Annotated in this window: 18 protein-coding genes; 7 read left to right on the top strand and 11 right to left on the bottom strand. The window is 76.0% G+C overall.

Features of this window, described 5'->3' with window-relative positions; all coding sequences use genetic code 11:
* The first annotated feature begins 39 nt into the window (after nucleotides 1–39).
* Entirely contained in the window at nucleotides 40–231 is a 192-nt protein-coding gene (gene rpmB / locus ACI79V_RS15420; protein ID WP_456890541.1) for a 50S ribosomal protein L28, read from the top strand.
* Between the two features lie 128 nt (nucleotides 232–359).
* On the opposite strand, the gene ACI79V_RS15415 is transcribed toward rpmB, so the two are convergent.
* From ACI79V_RS15415 to ACI79V_RS15405, 3 genes are read right to left on the bottom strand one after another with little or no spacing between them, the layout of a single operon-like run.
* On the bottom strand, nucleotides 360–989 hold the full coding sequence (locus ACI79V_RS15415; protein WP_456890540.1) for a cytidylate kinase-like family protein: 630 nt from the start codon (nucleotides 987–989) through the stop codon (nucleotides 360–362).
* Nucleotides 977–1,519 carry a GNAT family N-acetyltransferase gene (locus ACI79V_RS15410; RefSeq protein WP_456890539.1) on the bottom strand — a complete coding sequence of 181 codons (543 nt, stop codon included), beginning with the start codon at nucleotides 1,517–1,519 and terminating at the stop codon, nucleotides 977–979. Before ACI79V_RS15410 ends, ACI79V_RS15415 begins: the two co-directional genes overlap by 13 nt.
* Entirely contained in the window at nucleotides 1,503–2,537 is a 1,035-nt protein-coding gene (locus ACI79V_RS15405) for a thiamine-phosphate kinase (protein WP_456890538.1), read from the bottom strand. The genes ACI79V_RS15410 and ACI79V_RS15405 overlap by 17 nt, the downstream gene beginning before the upstream one ends.
* Nucleotides 2,538–2,629: 92 nt before the next feature.
* Between ACI79V_RS15405 and ACI79V_RS15400 the strand changes: the two genes are divergently transcribed.
* Nucleotides 2,630–2,863, top strand: a complete 234-nt coding sequence (locus tag ACI79V_RS15400) for an Lrp/AsnC ligand binding domain-containing protein (RefSeq protein WP_456890537.1) — start codon at nucleotides 2,630–2,632, stop codon at nucleotides 2,861–2,863.
* Nucleotides 2,864–2,966: 103 nt separating this feature from the next.
* Nucleotides 2,967–3,479: a DUF3515 domain-containing protein gene (locus ACI79V_RS15395; RefSeq protein ID WP_456890536.1), complete on the top strand. Its 513-nt coding sequence runs from the start codon at nucleotides 2,967–2,969 to the stop codon at nucleotides 3,477–3,479.
* A gap of 6 nt (nucleotides 3,480–3,485) precedes the next feature.
* On the opposite strand, the gene ACI79V_RS15390 is transcribed toward ACI79V_RS15395, so the two are convergent.
* The gene (locus tag ACI79V_RS15390) at nucleotides 3,486–4,136 is read right to left on the bottom strand and encodes a hypothetical protein (RefSeq protein ID WP_456890535.1); all 651 of its coding nucleotides are present in this window, start codon (nucleotides 4,134–4,136) and stop codon (nucleotides 3,486–3,488) included.
* A complete protein-coding gene (locus ACI79V_RS15385; protein ID WP_456890534.1) occupies nucleotides 4,133–5,269 on the bottom strand; it encodes a D-alanine--D-alanine ligase family protein in 1,137 nt (378 codons plus the stop codon). The genes ACI79V_RS15390 and ACI79V_RS15385 overlap by 4 nt, the downstream gene beginning before the upstream one ends.
* Nucleotides 5,270–5,353: 84 nt before the next feature.
* Between ACI79V_RS15385 and ACI79V_RS15380 the strand changes: the two genes are divergently transcribed.
* Nucleotides 5,354–6,163, top strand: coding sequence for a CDP-alcohol phosphatidyltransferase family protein (locus ACI79V_RS15380; RefSeq protein WP_456890533.1), 810 nt, complete (start codon nucleotides 5,354–5,356; stop codon nucleotides 6,161–6,163).
* A 99-nt stretch (nucleotides 6,164–6,262) separates the two neighbouring features.
* Here ACI79V_RS15380 and ACI79V_RS15375 read toward each other — a convergent pair whose 3' ends face one another.
* Genes ACI79V_RS15375 through ACI79V_RS15360 form a run of 4 tightly spaced genes read right to left on the bottom strand, consistent with a single transcriptional unit; the run spans nucleotide 6,263 to nucleotide 10,867 of the window.
* Nucleotides 6,263–7,903, bottom strand: coding sequence for a TIGR03767 family metallophosphoesterase (locus tag ACI79V_RS15375; RefSeq protein ID WP_456890532.1), 1,641 nt, complete (start codon nucleotides 7,901–7,903; stop codon nucleotides 6,263–6,265).
* 5 nt (nucleotides 7,904–7,908) lie between these two features.
* Nucleotides 7,909–9,054: a cystathionine gamma-lyase gene (locus ACI79V_RS15370; protein ID WP_456890531.1), complete on the bottom strand. Its 1,146-nt coding sequence runs from the start codon at nucleotides 9,052–9,054 to the stop codon at nucleotides 7,909–7,911.
* Nucleotides 9,051–10,052, bottom strand: coding sequence for an NAD(P)H-dependent glycerol-3-phosphate dehydrogenase (locus ACI79V_RS15365; protein ID WP_456890530.1), 1,002 nt, complete (start codon nucleotides 10,050–10,052; stop codon nucleotides 9,051–9,053). The genes ACI79V_RS15370 and ACI79V_RS15365 overlap by 4 nt, the downstream gene beginning before the upstream one ends.
* Nucleotides 10,049–10,867, bottom strand: coding sequence for a lysophospholipid acyltransferase family protein (locus ACI79V_RS15360; protein WP_456890529.1), 819 nt, complete (start codon nucleotides 10,865–10,867; stop codon nucleotides 10,049–10,051). The genes ACI79V_RS15365 and ACI79V_RS15360 overlap by 4 nt, the downstream gene beginning before the upstream one ends.
* A 102-nt stretch (nucleotides 10,868–10,969) precedes the next feature.
* Between ACI79V_RS15360 and cofC the strand changes: the two genes are divergently transcribed.
* From cofC to ACI79V_RS15345, 3 genes are read left to right on the top strand one after another with little or no spacing between them, the layout of a single operon-like run.
* A complete protein-coding gene (gene cofC, locus ACI79V_RS15355; RefSeq protein WP_456875521.1) occupies nucleotides 10,970–11,608 on the top strand; it encodes a 2-phospho-L-lactate guanylyltransferase in 639 nt (212 codons plus the stop codon).
* Nucleotides 11,609–11,653: 45 nt separating this feature from the next.
* Nucleotides 11,654–13,762, top strand: a complete 2,109-nt coding sequence (locus tag ACI79V_RS15350; protein ID WP_456890528.1) for an RNA degradosome polyphosphate kinase — start codon at nucleotides 11,654–11,656, stop codon at nucleotides 13,760–13,762.
* Nucleotides 13,752–14,687 (top strand): NUDIX hydrolase, encoded by a 936-nt coding sequence (locus ACI79V_RS15345; RefSeq protein ID WP_456890527.1) that lies wholly within the window; start codon nucleotides 13,752–13,754, stop codon nucleotides 14,685–14,687. The genes ACI79V_RS15350 and ACI79V_RS15345 overlap by 11 nt, the downstream gene beginning before the upstream one ends.
* Here the strand turns inward: ACI79V_RS15345 and leuD are convergent.
* Together leuD and leuC are read right to left on the bottom strand one after the other, a co-directional pair.
* Entirely contained in the window at nucleotides 14,684–15,280 is a 597-nt protein-coding gene (gene leuD / locus ACI79V_RS15340) for a 3-isopropylmalate dehydratase small subunit (protein WP_456890526.1), read from the bottom strand. The genes ACI79V_RS15345 and leuD overlap by 4 nt on opposite strands.
* A 1-nt stretch (nucleotide 15,281) precedes the next feature.
* Nucleotides 15,282–16,709: a 3-isopropylmalate dehydratase large subunit gene (gene leuC, locus ACI79V_RS15335; RefSeq protein WP_456890525.1), complete on the bottom strand. Its 1,428-nt coding sequence runs from the start codon at nucleotides 16,707–16,709 to the stop codon at nucleotides 15,282–15,284.
* Between the last annotated feature and the right edge of the window lie 12 nt (nucleotides 16,710–16,721).

The raw sequence follows: 16,721 nt of genomic DNA, 5'->3' as shown, positions 1-16,721 counted from the left end.
ACCGCCGTCTTTCGAGCGATTCTCTGGGAGTGATCCACCGTGGCTGCCGTGTGCGATGTCTGTGGCAAGGGGCCCGGTTTCGGTATGTCGGTGTCGCACTCGCACCGCCGCACGCCGCGCCGTTGGAACCCGAACATCCAGTCGGTGCGGGCGCTCGTCGCCCCCGGCACCCGCAAGCGGATCAACGCCTGCACCTCGTGCATCCGCGCGGGCAAGGTCGTCCGCGCATAGTTGAAGGACCACCCTTCCCCCCACGCCTCGCTCCGCTCGGCGCGGGCCCCTGAAGGGTGGCCGTTCCAGCATCTCGCCAGGACCCCGGAGGTCGCCGACCTCCGGGGTCCTTCCCGTGCGCACCCGGGTCAGGCCCGGGTGACGCCCTTCGCGCGGGCGGCGGTGACCACCAGGTCCACGACCGCCGGCAGCGGCAGCGCCGTCCCGTCGACGACGAGGTGGTAGTGCCGCGCCGCCGCCGGGTCGCACCGGTAGTAGTGGCGCACGTAGGCCTCGCGGGTGCGGTCGTTGGCCTCCATCTCCTGCCGCAGCTCCTCCTCGGGCCGGCCGTAGCGCTCGACCGCCGCCCGCAGCCGCGCCTCCGGCGGGCCGTCGAGCCGCACGTGCAGCACGTCGGGCCGGTCCCGCAGCACCATCGCGCCGGCGCGGCCGAGGACCACGCCGCCGGCGCCGTCGGCGATCTCCCGCAGCACCCGCTCGGTCTGCTCGCGGTAGGCCCGCTCGTCAGGCTCCCCCGTCGTCGGCATGACGCCGCCCACCGGGTCGGGCATCGCCCCGAGCGAGGCGACCAGGCGCCACAGCCCGCGGACGACGCGCTCGTCGTTGGCCTCGGCGTCGTCCTGGGAGACCCCCAGCCGGCCGGCGACCTGCGCCGGGATCGCGCGGTCGTGGAAGGCCAGCCCCAGCCGCTCGGCGACGGCGGCGCCCACCTCCGGGCCACCCGCCCCGTACGAGGCGGAGATCGTCACGACGCCCACGGCCGCTCCTCTCCCGCCGGGGCCCGGCCCAGGTCCCGGCCCAGGAACACCGCGCCCGGCTCACCGGCGTAGATGCCGTACCCCGGGACGGGCCGGTAGCCCATCGCCGCGTACAGCGCGAGCGCCTCGGGCTGGCGGTCCCCGGAGTTGAGCACCACCGATCGGTACCCCGCGTCGCGGGCGGAGTCCTCCAGCGCCCGCACCAGCACCTGCGCCAGGCCCAGCCGGCGGAACGCGGGGTCGACGTAGACCCGCTTGACCTCGACGACGCCAGGGGCGTCCTCCTCGGTGTGCCGGCGCCAGGCGCCGCACCCGGCGGGCCGGCCGCCCACCTCGGCCACGAGGAACAGCCCGGCCGGCGGCACGAACTCGGCGGGGTCGACGACGGCGCCGTCGGGCCCGCCGTACCGGTCGACGTACTCCTGCTGCACCCGGGCCACGAGGTCGCGCGCGACGGGGTCGTCGTAGGGCACCGCGCGCAGCCGGGCGGCCGACCCGTCGCGCAGCCGGTGCTCAGCCGAAGTGGACATGCCCGGTCCTCCCCGCTCCCACGGCCAGCGCGACATCGGCCGCCGGCTCGCCGCTCACCGTCACCCCGGGGGTGCCCTCCCGGACCTCCCCGACCACCGCCCAACCCCCCGGCAGCACGGTGCCCGGCGGGAAGGTGGCCAGCAGCGCGTGGTCCTCGCCGCCGGTGAGGACCCAGGCCAGCGGGTCGGCGCCGAGCGCGGCCGCCACCTGCTGCAGCGGGCCCGGCGGCTCGAGCATCGTGCGCACCAGCGCCGCCCGGTCGACGTCGACGACCACACCGCTGTCGGCCGCGAGGTGCCCGGCGTCGGCGAGCAGCCCGTCGCTGACGTCGCACATGGCGGTGGCACCGGCGTCGGCCGCCGCCGGGCCGGCGGCGTAGGGCGGGCTGGGCCGCCGGTGCGCGGTGACCGCGGCCAGCGGGCTGCTGAAGCCGCGGCGCAGCACGGCCAGCCCGCAGGCCGACCAGCCCAGCCGCCCGGCCACCGCCAGCAGGTCGCCGGGACGGGCGCCCGAGCGCAGCACCGGCGCGCGCCCGCCGAGGTCGCCCAGCGCGGTGACCGACAGCACGACCGCGCCGCTGCCGGGGGCCGAGGCCACGGTGTCCCCGCCGACCACGGCGGCGCCCAGCGGCGCGCACTCGGCGGCCATGCCGGCGGCCACCCCCTCCAGCCACGACGTCGGGGTGTCGGCCGGGCAGGCGAGGCCGACCAGCAGCGCGGTGGCCGTGCCGCCCATCGCGGCGACGTCGGCGAGGTTCGCGGCCGCGGCCTTGTGGCCCACGTCCTCCGCGGAGGACCAGTCGCGGCGGAAGTGCCGCCCCTCGACCAGCACGTCGGTGGTGGCGACCACCCGCCCGTCGGGCACCCGCAGCACCGCCGCGTCGTCGCCCGGGCCGACGTCGGCCACCGCGGCCGACCCGGCGCGGGCCACGACCCGGGCGATCACGCCGAACTCGCCGACCACCCGCACGGTGTCGGCGAGGTCGCCGCGCCCGGTCAGCGGTCGGGGCCGTGTCACCGGTGCCCTCCCCCTGCTGCGGTAGGTTGCGGGCGAGTCCACCAGCCGGGGCCGGGGAGCCGCCGGACGTGCTGCCCGAGGAAGGTCGATCCGTGGTCCACGCCTACATCCTGATCCAGACCGAAGTCGGCAAGGCCGCCCAGGTGGCCACGACGATCGCCGAGATCGCCGGGGTGACGAAGGCCGAGGACGTCACCGGCCCCTACGACGTGATCGTCCGCGCCGAGGCCGAGACCGTCGACGAGCTCGGCCGGCTGGTCGTGGCTCGGGTGCAGTCGGTCGACGGGATCACCCGCACGCTGACCTGCCCCGTCGTCCACATCTGAGCCGCTGAGCGAGCACTCCCCCGCCGAGGACGCGCCCCGCGACCGGGAGCCCGCGCCCGCCCCCGTCCGCCCCGACCCGCTGCGCCGGCTGGCCCTGCTCAGCGTGGCCGTCGTCGTCCCGGTGCTCGTCGTGGTGCTCGTGCTGGTGCGGGTCCTCGGGGACGACGCGGGCGGCGGGGACGACGGCTCCCCCGTGGCCGACGTGAGCGGCTCCGGCGAGCAGCGCGAGGACCTGCCGGTGCTGCCGGTCGACGTCCCGCCGCCGACCCCCGAGGCCGACGCGAACTGCCCGGCGCTGATGGGCGCGCTGCCGCTGGACCTGCTCGGCGAGCCCGCGCGCCTGGTCGACTCCGACACGCCCTACGCCGCCGCCTGGGGCGACCCCGCCGTCGTGCTGGTGTGCGGCGTGCCGCAGCCGGAGGGCCTGGTCCCCGGCGAGGGCCTGTTCACCATCAACGGCATCACCTGGTTCGTCGACCAGTCCGACCCGGGCGCCACCGTGTGGACCGCGGTCGACCGGGTCGTGTACGTGCAGGTGAGCCTGCCGCCCGACGTCGACAGCGCCCCGGTGACGGCGCTCAGCGACGTCCTCGGCGCCACGCTCGCGCCCCGCTGAGCCCGCTCAGGCCGGGGGCAGCTCGGCCAGCTGGGCGAGCACCACGTCGCGCGCCTGCTCGGTGGCCGCCTGCTCGCTGTCGGCCACGACGGTCACCGCGACGCTGAACGCGCCGTGCCCGCACCAGGCGAAGGCGGCGGGTCCGGCCAGGCCGGTCTCGGGGTCGGCCTCGGGCACGGTGAGCGTGCTGCAGCCGGCGGGCAGGTCGTCGGGGTCGTGGCTGAGCACGCCGTCGTAGACCTCGGCGTCGTTGCCGGCGAGGTCGCGGGCGTAGGTGCTCGCGCCGCCGTGGTCGTCGAACTGGTCGAGGAAGACGCTGGTCAACGGGCCGGTGGTGGAGCCCCAGAACCGCTCCCAGCCGTAGCGGTAGCCGTAGTCGCGCAGCACCGTCCGCTCCCGCTGCGGGTCCTCGGCGTAGGAGGCGACGTCGTCGACGGTCTTGGCGCCGGCGGGGGGCTGCAGGTCGCCGTCGGGGATCCGCGGCAGGCCGGAGGGGACCTCGGTGAGCACCAGGTCGCCGAGCTCCTCGGCCGACCCCGGTGTCGGCGAGGCCGGGCTCGCGGTGGCGGTACCGGCCTCGGTGGGGGTGCAGCCGGCCAGGGCGAGCGCCCCGGCCAGCAACGCGGCCGCCGGCGCGGCGCGCGCGCCGGCGGTCACCGGAGGGCCGGCCGGCCCGCCCGCGCCAGCGCGGAGGCGACCAGCCGGTCGACCAGCTCGGGGTAGGACACCCCGCTGGCCGCCCACATCCGCGGGTACATCGAGATCGGGGTGAAGCCGGGCATGGTGTTGACCTCGTTGACCACCAGGCGGTCGACACCGTCGGGGCCGGTGGCGAGGAAGAAGTCGACCCGCGCCAGGCCCTCGCAGTCCAGGGCGCGGTAGGCCCGGCAGGAGGCCTCCTGCACCGCCCGGGTCTGCTCGGGGGTCAGGTCGGCCGGGACGTCGAACTCGACGGCGTCCTCGAGGTACTTGGCGCTGAAGTCGTACCAGTCGGTGCCGGGCCGCAGCCGGATCTCGGCGGGGAGGCTGGCCTCGGGCGGCCCGCCGTCGGGGCCGGCGAGCACCCCGCACTCGATCTCCCGGCCGGGGACGGCGGCCTCGACGACGACCTTCGGGTCGACGGCGGCCGCGGTGGCCACCGCCTCCGGGAACTGCGCCCAGTCGGTGACCTTGGTGATGCCGATGCTCGACCCGGCGCGCGAGGGCTTGACGAACACCGGCAGCCCGAGGCGCTCGCGGTCGGCCGCGGTGAGCACGTCGGGGTCGGGGCGGACCGCGCCGCCGGCGTCGCGCAGGACCACGTGGGCGCCCTGGGGCAGCCCGGCGGAGGCCAGCAGCTTCTTGGTGAACTCCTTGTCCATCGAGGCGGCGCTGGCGAACACGCCCGACCCGACGTAGGGCAGCCCGCTCGTCTCGAGCAGCCCCTGCACGGTGCCGTCCTCGCCGTAGGCGCCGTGCAGGACGGGGAAGACGACGTCGACCTCGGTGAGCGCCGGCCCGATCGCGGCCGTGGGCTCGAGCACGGCCAGTCCGCGTGCGGCCGGGTCGCCGACCAGCGACACCGCCGTCCCGCCGGTGACCTCGGGCAGCTGCCCGTCGGTGATCGCCAGGCGCTGGCCGGCCTCGGGGAGCACCCACCGGCCGTCGCGGGCGATGCCGACCGGCACGACCTCGTAGCGCTCCGGGTCCAGGGCGGCGATCACGCTCCCCGCCGAGATGCAGGAGATGGCGTGCTCGGCGCTGCGCCCTCCGAACACGACCGCGACGCGCACCCTGCCTGTCCCGCTCATCGCGGCCGACCCTAGTCGACGCCCCCGCCCCTCCCGCGGCTGCCGCGGGGGTTCCGGCCCGCCGGGTGTGGGAACCTCCTCGCGATGCGGGAGAACGCGGCCCCTCCGGTGGACCCCCGGCCTCCGGCGGCGACGGCGCACCAGGGGGATCCCGGGACACCTCGCCATCCGCTGTCCCTGCGGCTGGCCGGTGCCGCGGTGCACGCCTACACGGCCCTGGGCTCGGTGCTGGCGCTGCTGGTCGTGCTCGCCGCGGTCGAGGGCGAGGCGGTCACCGCGCTGTGGATCGGGCTGGCCGCGCTGGTGGTCGACGGCACCGACGGGATGCTCGCGCGCCGCGCACGGGTCAAGGAGACGATCCCCTGGTTCGACGGCGCCCTGCTCGACAACATCGTCGACTACCTGACCTACGTCTTCGCGCCCGTGGTGCTGCTGTGGACCACCGGCGCCCTCCCGCACGGCCCGCTCGGCTGGCTGCTCGGCGCACTGCCGCTGCTGGCCTCCAGCTACCAGTTCTGCCGGGTCGACGCGAAGACCGACGACCACACCTTCCTGGGCTTCCCGAGCTACTGGAACGTCGTCGCCTTCTACGTCGTCGTCCTCGACGTGCCCCAGCCGGTGGTCGCCGCCGCGCTGGTCGTCTTCTCGGTCCTGGTGTTCGTCCCGGTGCGCTACCTCTACCCCTCGCGCACCGAGGCGCTGTGGCCGGTGAGCATGGGCCTGACCGTGGTGTGGCTGGTGACCTACGGCGTCCTGCTGGTGCAGTACCCCGACCCGCACCCGGTCGTGGTGGTGCTCTCGTTCGCCTACGTCGTCTACTACCTGGCCTTCAGCGGCTGGCTGACCGCCCGTGCCGCCCACCGCCGGCGCAAGGCGGCCCGCAGCGCGGCCTGACCCCGCCGGGGAGCAGGGCGGTGCCGCGGTGATGTGCGCCCGCGGCACATCCCGGGCGCAGGACGCACCGGAAGCGCACACCACCCCGGCGGCCCGGGCTCAGAAGGGGGCGCGCACGACCAGCTCGACGTTGCGGTCGGCGGGCGTGCCCGCCAGCGCCGAGCCCAGCCCCGTCCCGGGCACGTTGGCCGCCAGCTCGCGGTGCAGCGACGCCAGCGCGGCCGGCTCCCGCGCGGCGGGGTCGCCGGCCTCCGGCGGCCGGGCCGGGCTGCCGTGGTCGACCATCGTGCAGACCAGCGACAGCGTGCCGTCGCCGTTGTCGAGGACCTCGACCAGCCGGGCCTGACCGGGCCAGTCGACGACGGCGCAGGTGGCCACCTCCCACAGCCCGCGGCCGGGCTGGTCGGGGTGCGCCCACGCCCGCACGGCGCTGACGTGGGTGTGCCCGTTGAGCCACAGCACGACGTTCGGCCAGCGGTGCAGCAGCCGGAGCAGCTCCGGGGCGCCGAGCGCGTCGTCGCCGGCCACGGGGCGGCCGCCGAGGGCGTCGGAGCGGGTCAGGGTGCTCGAGCCGTGGTGGGACAGCAGCACCACGAGCCGGTCGGCGTTCCCGGTGGCCACCCGCGTGCCGTCCGGGCCGGGCGCCGACGACGACACCTCCCGCAGCCGCTCCTCCAGCCACCGCGCCTGGACGGCGTCGACGGAGCCGGCCGCACCGCCGGTGACCCGGGTGGTGTCCAGACAGACGACCCGCACGCCGGGCACGCCGTCCCAGGCGTAGTAGGCGGTGCCGGCACGCAGGTTCTCCTCGGTGAACCCGTGCCCGGCCGGCTGCCCACCGTCGGCGAGGTGGGCGGCGACGAAGGCGCGGCGGTCGATGAACCGGCGGTCGGCCACGGGGGTGACCGGCCGGGAGACGGCGGTGGTGAACACCTCCGAGGAGTGCGTGAACAGCGCCAGCGCGTCCTCCAGCGGCACGGCCGGGTCGACGTCGACCGGCTTGCGCCCGGCCTCGAGCACCGCGGCCAGGGCCGGCGTGGGCACGCCGACGCCCTGGATGAGCGCCTCGTGGTTGCCGTGGCAGCTCAGCCACGGCACCCGCAGCCCCTCGGCGGCGAACGCCGCGAACGCCGCCTCCAGCAGGCCCGGCCGCGCCGGGAAGCCGAACCGCTCGCGGTACAGCCCGCCGTCGTCGTCGGGCCGCCAGAACAGGTCGTGCGGCCAGCCGGAGGCCTGCACGCCGTCGTAGGCGGTCAGCCCCGCCCCCGGGTGGACCGCTCCCCCACGCAACACGGCCAGGAACAGCTCCAGCTCGTTCCACTGGGCGTTGTCGATGGCGTCGCCGGTGGTGACCACCAGCTGCAGCGGCTCCCCGGTGCGCGGGGCGCCGGCCAGGCCGTTGAGGGTGCGCACCAACGCGTCGACGGCGTGCGCGGTCAGCGCCTCCTGGGGCCGGTGCATCGGCACCAGCGCGCGCATCCGCGGATCGGCCTCGAAGCGGTGGAAGAACTCGAACCGCGCCGGGGAGCAGACGTCGGCCAGCTGCAGGTCGGTGACGTGCGCCAGGCACGCCAGCGCCCGCACGCCCCGCCGCGGCGGCTGCCAGGTCGGGCCGACCAGGTCCCGGCGGACGCGGTGCGGCTCCCCCGCGGCCCACGCCAGCGCCCGGTAGGCGCCCTCGCGCCCGTGGTGGAGCACCGGGCCGCCGGCCAGGACGCGGTCGAGGGTGGTGCGGCTCATCCGGGTCAGACGGCGGCCGAGACGGCGTCGAGCGCGGCGGTGAGGTCGGCGACGACGTCGGCGGTGTCCTCGATGCCGCAGGAGAAGCGCAGGAACCCCCCGGGCACCGCGTCACCGCCCCACTGCGCCCGGCGGTCGACCGTGCTGTGCACCCCGCCGAAGCTGGTCGCCGCCGTCCACAGCCGGGCCGCGGCGAGGAAGCGGGACACGGCCGCCTCGTCGGCGAGCTCGGCGGAGACGACGCCGACCGGCCGCAGCATCTGCCGCGTCGCGAGCGCGTACGAGGGGTCCCCGGGGCGCCAGGGCCACCGGACGCCGGTGACCGCCGGGTGCGCGGCCAGGACCTCGGCGACCGCGGCGGCGGTGGCGCCCTGGCGGGCCAGCCGCAGGTCCAGCGTGCTCATCGACCGGTGCCCCAGCCAGGCGTCGAACGCGCCCGCCGTGGCCCCGGTGTGGTCGCGCCAGCCCCTGAGCCGGTCGTGGACCTCCTCGGAGGAGGTGCTGACGTGCCCCAGCAGCAGGTCGCTGTGCCCGGTGAGCGCCTTGGTGTCGGCGCCGACGGTCAGGTCGGCGCCCAGCACGAGCGGCCGCTGCCCGAGCGGGGTGGCGGTGGTGTTGTCGACGGCGAGCAGCGCCCCGGCGGCGCGGGTGGCCCGGGCGACGGCTGCGACGTCGCACACGTCGAGCTGCGGGTTGCTCGGCGTCTCGAGGAACACCATGCGGGCGCCGTCGAGGTCACCGCGGGCGGCGACGTCGGCGATCTCGAGGGTGGACACGTACTCGACCCGGATGCCGAGCCGCTCGAGCTCGTCGCGGGCGAGCAGCCGGGTCGTGTAGTAGCCGTCGGAGGGCAGCACCAGCCGGTCCCCGGCCGAGACCAGCGCCAGCACCGCCGCGGTGATCGCCGCCATGCCGGTGGCGAAGGACAGGCAGCGGCCGCCGTCGAGCTCCCCGACGGCGGCCTCGAACGCGCGGGAGGTGGGGTGCTCGGTGCGGGCGTAGGCGTCGGCCCCGCCGGCACGGGGCGGGAGGTCGCCGAGGTGGAAGGGCGCCGCGAACACCGGCGAGGGACGCAGCGGCGTCCCGGGCACCGGGGGCGCCTCGCCGGCGCGGACCGACCGGGTGCCGTCCCCCCACTCGGCGAGGCTCACTCGGGCTTGGCCTCCCGGCTCATGATCTCCTTCAGCACCGCCCCGGCGGGGACGCCCTCGTGGCACACCTTGACGACCGCCTCGGTGAGCGGGACGTCGACCCCGTGCGCGCGGGCCAGGTCGAGCACCGGCCGGCAGCTCTTCACGCCCTCGGCGGTCTGGCGGGTGGTGGCCTGCACCTCCTCCAGCGACTGGCCCCGACCGAGCTTCTCCCCGAACGTGCGGTTGCGCGAGAGCGGCGAGCTGCACGTGGCCACCAGGTCACCGAGACCGGCCAGCCCGGCGAAGGTGGTCAGCTCCGCGCCCAGCGCGATGCCCAGCCGGGCGGTCTCGGCCAGCCCGCGGGTGATCAGCGAGGCGCGGGTGTTGTCGCCGAAGCCCATCCCCTCGGCGATGCCGCAGGCCAGCGCGATGACGTTCTTCACCGCCCCGCCGAGCTCGCAGCCGACCAGGTCGGTGTTGGTGTAGGGCCGGAAGTAGGGCGTGTGGCAGGCGGCCTGCACGGTGGCCGCGCGCTCGGGGTCGGGACAGGCGATCACGGTGGCCGCCGGCTGCTCCTCGGCGATCTCGCGGGCGAGGTTGGGGCCCGACAGCGCCGCCACCCGGTCCGGGCCGGCGCCGGTGACCTCGCAGATGACCTCGCTCATCCGCTTGGTGCTGCCCAGCTCGATGCCCTTCATGAGCGACAGCAGCGTGGCGCCGTCCGGCAGCAGCGGCGTCCACTCCCCGAGGTTGGCGCGCAGCGACTGCGAGGGGACGGCGAGCACGACGACGTCGGCGCCGTCGAGCGCCCGGGCCGCGTCCGTGGTGGCCTTCAGCGAGCCGGGCAGCCGGACGCCGGGCAGGTAGTCGGGGTTCTCGCCGGTCTCGGTGATCGCCGCGGCCAGCTCCGCGCGGCGCGCGTGCAGGGTGACCGTGCAGCCGGCGTCGGCGAGCACCTTGGCGAAGGTCGTGCCCCAGGACCCCGCCCCCAGGACGGCGGCGCGGACCCCGCTCACGCGGCGCTCCCCGGGACGTCGCCGGGCAGCTCCCGGCGCGGGCGGGGGGCGAAGCCGAGCGGCGCGGGCTCGCCGCGGAGGTCGGCCAGGAGGTCACGCACCCGGCCCATGATGAGGTCGGTCGTCTCGCGCAGCAGGTCGGGCGTCAGCGGGCGCCCGGCGCGGACCTCAGCGCGCAGCGCCGCCAGGTCGACCGGCTCGCCGACGGAGTAGTGCGTGGGCGTCCGCAGCCGCAGGTGCAACTGCTTGGTGTGGTAGTCGTGCACCCGCTGCGGGCCCCACTGGGCCACCGGCAGCACCACCGCGTCGGTGGTCAGCGCCAGCCGCGCCACGCCGGTGCGGGCCTGCATCGGCCACCACTGCGCGTCGCGGGTCACCGACCCCTCCGGGTAGATGACGACGACGTTGCCCGCCTCGAGGTCGGCGGCCGCCGCGGCCAGCGCGCCCCGCGCCTCCGACGAGCCGCGGGCCACCGGGATCTGCCCGGCGTCGCGCAGGATCCTCCCGGCCAGTCCCCTGAACACCGCCGCCTTGGCCAGGAAGTGCGGGATCCGGCCGTTGTCGTACACCAGCCGGGCGCAGGCCAGCGGATCGAGCACCGAGACGTGGTTGACCACCAGCAGCACCGGCCCGGTGCGCGGCAGCCGCTCGCCGTGCCGGTAGCGCAGCCGGAACAGCAGCGAGGCCACCGGGTAGACCACGACGACGGCCAGCCGGAGCGACCAGGGCAGCCGCCCGCGCTCGTGCAGCACCCGCGGTGCCGGCTGCCCCGGGACCGCGGGGGTCCCCGGGCTCGGGTCCTCGGTCACCGGCATCCCCACTCCCTCGTCGGAACGACCGGCCCATGATCGACCCTGACCGGGGCCGGTGTGCGCACCGGGGGTCCCGCGTCGTCGGCGGTGTGCTCACATGGGGCCGTGCGGTGGTCCCTGGTCGTCCCGGCGAAGCGGCTCGGCGCGGCCAAGACCCGCCTGGCGCCCCTGACCGGCGGCGACCGGGCCGGCGGGCCCGGCCTGCACGCCGAGCTCGTGCTGGCGCTGCTCGCCGACACCGTCGCGGCGGCGCTGGCCTGCCCGGCGGTGACCGACGTCGTGGTGGTCACCGACGACGAGCGCGCCGCGGCCACGGTGCGGGTGCTGGGGGCGCGGACCGTGCCCGACGAGCCCGACCGCGGGCTCAACCCGGCGCTGGCGCACGGCGCGCGGGCCACCGGGTCGGCCGCCGTCGCCGCCCTCTCCTCCGACCTGCCGGCGCTGCGACCCGGGGAGCTGGCCGGCGCGCTCGCGGCGGCCGCCGCCGTCCCGCGGGGCTTCGTCGCCGACGCGGCCGCGACCGGCACGACGCTGCTCAGCGCGGTCGGCGTGCCGCTGGACCCGCGCTTCGGCCGCGGCTCGGCCGCCGCGCACGCCGCCTCGGGGGCGCGGGCGCTGACCGGGGACTGGCCGGGGCTGCGCCGCGACGTCGACACCCCGGCCGACCTGCGCGAGGCCGCGGGGCTCGGCCTCGGGACGGCGACGGCGGCCCTGCTCCCGCGGCTGCCCCGGCCGGCGGCCTGAGTCCGGCGCCCCTCGTCGTTCACCCGCGTGGGGCACGATGACGTCGTGGTAGCCGAGACGACCTCCCCGATCGCCGGGCCCGAGCGCCCCGCCGCGCCGGAGGCCGGCGCGGCCCTGCCGCCCGACCGCTTCCTCAACCGCGAGCTGTCGTGGCTGGACTTCAACGCCCGGGTGCTCGAGCTGGCGGAGGACGTGTCGCTGCCGTTGCTCGAGCGGGTCAAGTTCCTGGCGATCTTCGCGGGCAACCTCGACGAGTTCTACATGGTGCGCATCGCCGGGCTGAAGCGGCGGCTGAGCACCGGGCTGACCGTCCGCTCCCCCGACGGGCTGACCATCCGCGAGCAGCTGGCCCGGGTCACCGAGCGCACCCAGGAGCTGGTGCACCGGCACGCGGTGTGCTTCGAGCAGGACGTCACGCCGCGGCTGGAGGCCGAGGGCATCCGGATCGTCCACTGGGACGACCTCGCCGAGACCGAGACCCGGCGGCTGCGCGAGTACTTCCGCGACCAGGTGTTCCCGGTGCTCACCCCGCTGGCGGTCGACCCGGCCCACCCGTTCCCCTACATCAGCGGCCTGTCGCTCAACCTCGCCGTCGTGGTGCGCGACCCCGAGACCGGCGCGCCGCGGTTCGCCCGGCTCAAGGTGCCCAACAACGTGCCGCGGTTCGTGCCGGTGGGGTCGGCGGACCCGCAGGCGACGTTCCTGCCGCTCGAGGACCTCATCGCCGCGCACCTGTCGCAGCTGTTCCCGGGTCTCGACGTCATCGACCACCACCTGTTCCGGGTCACCCGCAACGCCGACCTCGAGGTCGAGGAGGACCGCGACGAGGACCTCCTGCAGGCCCTCGAGCGCGAGCTCGCCCGCCGCCGGTTCGGGCCCGCGGTCCGGCTCGAGGTCACCGAGACGATGGACCCGCAGATCCTCGACGTCCTCGTCTCCGAGCTCGAGGTCAGCCCGCAGGACGTCGTCACCGTGCCCGGACTGCTCGACCTGGCCTCGCTGTGGGCGCTGTACGACATCGACCGTCCGGAGCTCAAGGACGAGCCGTTCGTGCCGGCCACCCACCCGCGGCTGTCGGAGGGCGAGACGCCCAAGAGCGTGTTCGCCACGCTGCGGGAGGGCGACGTCCTGGTGCACCACCCGTACCACTCGTTCGCCACCAGCGTGCAGCGCTTCATCGAGCAGGCCGCCGAGGACCCGCACGTGCTGGCGATCAAGCAGACGCTCTACCGCACCTCCGGCGACTCCCCCATCGTCAACGCGCTGATCACCGCCGCGGAGCTCGGCAAGCAGGTGGTCGTCCTCGTCGAGATCAAGGCGCGGTTCGACGAGGAGGCCAACATCAGCTGGGCCCGGTCGCTGGAGCGGGCCGGCTGCCACGTCGTCTACGGCCTGGTGGGCCTGAAGACGCACTGCAAGACGGCGCTGGTCGTGCGGCGGGAGAGCGGCGTGATCCGCCGCTACTGCCACATCGGCACCGGGAACTACAACCCCAAGACGGCGCGGCTGTACGAGGACCTGGGCATCCTCACCGCCGACCCGCGGGTGGGCGCCGACCTCACCGACCTGTTCAACGTGCTCACCGGGTACTCCCGCCAGACCGCCTACCGGCAGCTGATGGTGGCCCCGCACGGCATCCGCACGGGGCTGGTCGAGAAGATCCGCCGCGAGGCCCGGCACGCGGCCCAGGGCCGGCCGGCCGGCATCCGGATCAAGGTCAACTCGCTGGTCGACGAGCGGATCATCGACGCGCTCTACGAGGCCTCGCGCGCCGGCGTGCCGGTGGAGCTGTTCATCCGCGGCATCTGCACCCTGCGCCCCGGCGTGCCCGGGCTGTCGGAGAACGTGCGGGTCCGCTCGGTCGTCGGCCGCTTCCTGGAGCACTCGCGGGTCATGGCGTTCGTCAACGGCGGCGAGCCGGAGTGGTGGATCGGCAGCGCCGACCTCATGCACCGCAACCTCGACCGGCGGGTGGAGGTGCTGCTGCGGGTGTGCGACGACCCCGCGCAGCGCGAGCTCGGGCGGGTGTTCGACGCCGCCATGGCACCGGGCGTGCAGTGCTGGGAGCTGGGTCCCGACGGCGCCTGGGCCCGCACCGGCGAGGTCGACTACCAGGCCGCACTGGTCAAGGCGGTGACCGAGCATGCCGGCTGAGCGGACGCGGACCGTCGTCGCGGCGGCCGGGGGCGCGGTGTGGCGCCCGGCCGAGGGCGGGGGCATCGAGACCGTCGTCGTCCACCGCCCGCGCTACGACGACTGGTCGCTGCCCAAGGGCAAGCTCGACGCCGGGGAGAACGCGCTGGCCGCCGCGGTCCGCGAGGTGTGCGAGGAGACCGCGCTGGAGGTGGTGGCCGGCCGGCGCAGCGTGCGCACCCACTACGAGGTGGCCGCGGGCCCCAAGCACGTCGACTACTGGCTGATGCAGGCGGTGGGCGGCAAGACGTTCGAGCCCGGCGACGAGGTCGACGAGCTGCGCTGGCTGCCGGTGGACGACGCCGCGGCGCTGGTCACCCACGCCCACGACCGTGCGGTGCTCATCGACCTCGCCCGCGACGACGTCCCGCGGGCGCCGTCGCTGCTGCTGGTGCGGCACGCCAAGGCCGGCAGCCGCAAGAACTGGGACGGGCCCGACGAGGAGCGCCCGCTCGACGCCCAGGGCCGGCGGCAGGCCGCGCAGCTGGCCGCGGTGCTGCCGCTGTTCGGCCCGCTGGAGCTGTACAGCGCCGAGCGGGTGCGCTGCCGGCAGACGCTCGAACCGCTCGCCGAGCGGACCGGGCTGGAGATCCGGCCGCTGCCCGAGGTCGGCGAGGAGGAGTACGACGCCGACCCGGAGGCAGGGCTGACCGCGCTCTCCCGGCTGCTGGAGCGCGGGGACGACGACACCCCGGGCGTGCGGGTGGTGTGCAGCCAGGGCGGGGCGATCCCGTCGGCGCTGCTGTCCCTGGGCGTGCGCTTCGGGGGCACCGAGGTGCCCCCGCCCGCGGCCAAGGGCAGCGTCTGGGCGCTCGGGGGGCCACCCGGGCAGGTGTCGGCCGACTACTACCGCGACCTCGGCACCGACCCCGACGCCCCCGCCTAGGCGGGCAGCGTCCGGGGCAGCCAGGACGGGCGGCGGGCCTCGTAGGCCTCGACGTCGGCCAGGTGCCGCTCGGTGAGCCCGACGTCGTCGAGCCCCTCGAGCAGCCGCCAGCGGGTGTAGTCGTCGATCTCGAACGGCACCGACGTGTCGCCGTAGGTGACCCGGCGGGCCTCGAGGTCGACCGTGACCGGGGTCGCCGGATCCGCCTCGACCGCCTGCCACAGCGCCTCGACGTCGGCCTGCGGGAGGACGACGGTGAGCAGGCCGGACTTGGTCGAGTTGTTCTTGAAGATGTCGGCGAACCGCGAGCTGACCACCACCCGGAAGCCGCCGTCGAGCAGGGCCCACACCGCGTGCTCGCGGGAGGAGCCGGTGCCGAAGTCGGGGCCGGCGACCAGGATCGAGGCCTCGGCGTACTGCGGCTGGTTGAGCACGAAGTCCGGCTCGTTGGTGCGCCAGGCGACGAACAGGCCGTCCTCGAAGCCGGTGCGGGTGATCCGCTTGAGGTACTCGGCCGGGATGATCTGGTCGGTGTCGACGGCGCTGCGCCGCAGCGGGGCCGCGGTGCCGGTGTGCGTGGTGAACGGCTGCATCTCAGACTCCGGCGCTGGTGAGGTCGGCGGGCTGCAGGTCGGCCGGGGCGGTGAGCCGCCCGGTGAGCGCGGTGGCCGCGGCCACCGACGGGGACACCAGGTGGGTGCGCCCGCCCTTGCCCTGCCGGCCCTGGAAGTTGCGGTTGCTGGTCGAGGCCGAGCGCTCCCCCGGCTTCAGCTGGTCGGGGTTCATGCCCAGGCACATCGAGCACCCCGCGCCGCGCCACTCGGCCCCGGCCTCGGTGAACACCCGGTCCAGGCCCTCGGCCTCGGCCTGCGCCTTGACCCCGATCGACCCGGGGACGACGAGCATCCGGGTGTCCGGGTCGATGCGCCGGCCGCGCAGCAGCTCGGCGGCGACCCGCAGGTCCTCGATGCGGCCGTTGGTGCACGAGCCGAGGAAGACGGTGTCCACCTCGATCTCCCGCAGCGGGGTGCCCGGGGTCAGGCCCATGTAGGCCAGCGCCTGCTCGGCGGCGCGCCGCTCGTTGTCGTCGGCGAACGAGGCCGGGTCGGGCACCTGGCCGGTGATCGGCAGACCCTGGCCGGGGTTGGTGCCCCAGGTGACGAACGGCGCCAGGTCCGCGGCGTCGATGACGACCTCGGTGTCGAAGACGGCGCCCTCGTCGGTGTGCAGCGAGCGCCAGTGCTCGACGGCGGCGTCCCAGTCGGCGCCCTGCGGGGCGTGCGGACGGCCCCGCAGGTAGGCCAGCGTCGTCTCGTCGGGGGCGATGAGCCCGGCGCGGGCACCGGCCTCGATCGACATGTTGCAGATCGTCATCCGCGCCTCCATCGACAGCGCCCGGATGGCGCTGCCGCGGTACTCGATGACGTGGCCGGCGGCGCCGTTGGTCCCGATCCGGGCGATGACGGCGAGGATCACGTCCTTCGCCGAGACACCTTCGGGCAGCTCACCCTCGACGGTGACCGCCATCTGCCGGGGCCGGTTCTGCGGCAGCGTCTGGGTGGCCAGCACGTGCTCGACCTCGCTGGTGCCGATGCCGAAGGCCAGCGCGCCGAACGCACCGTGGGTGGAGGTGTGGCTGTCGCCGCAGACGATGGTCATCCCCGGCTGGGTGAGCCCCAGCTGCGGGCCGATGACGTGCACGATGCCCTGGTCGCGGTCGCCCATCGGGGCCAGCCGGATGCCGAACTCCGCGGCGTTGGCCCGCAGCGCCTCGACCTGCGCGCGGCTCACCGGGTCGGCGATCGGCGCGAGCACGTCCAGCGTCGGGACGTTGTGGTCCTCGGTGGCCATGGTGAGCTCGGGACGGCGGACGGGGCGGCCGGCCGCGCGCAGCCCGTCGAAGGCCTGCGGGCTGGTGACCTCGTGCACCAGGTGCAGGTCGATGTAGAGCAGGTCGGGCTCGCCCTCGGCACGGCGTACGACGTGCGCGTCGTAGACCTTCTCCGCCAGCGTCTTCGGCACGGGTCCTCCAGG

This window comes from Geodermatophilus sp. SYSU D00700 (genome assembly GCF_054050255.1).
Note: the sequence above shows the minus strand (reverse complement) of the source record. Positions and strands in the feature narration are given on the sequence as shown.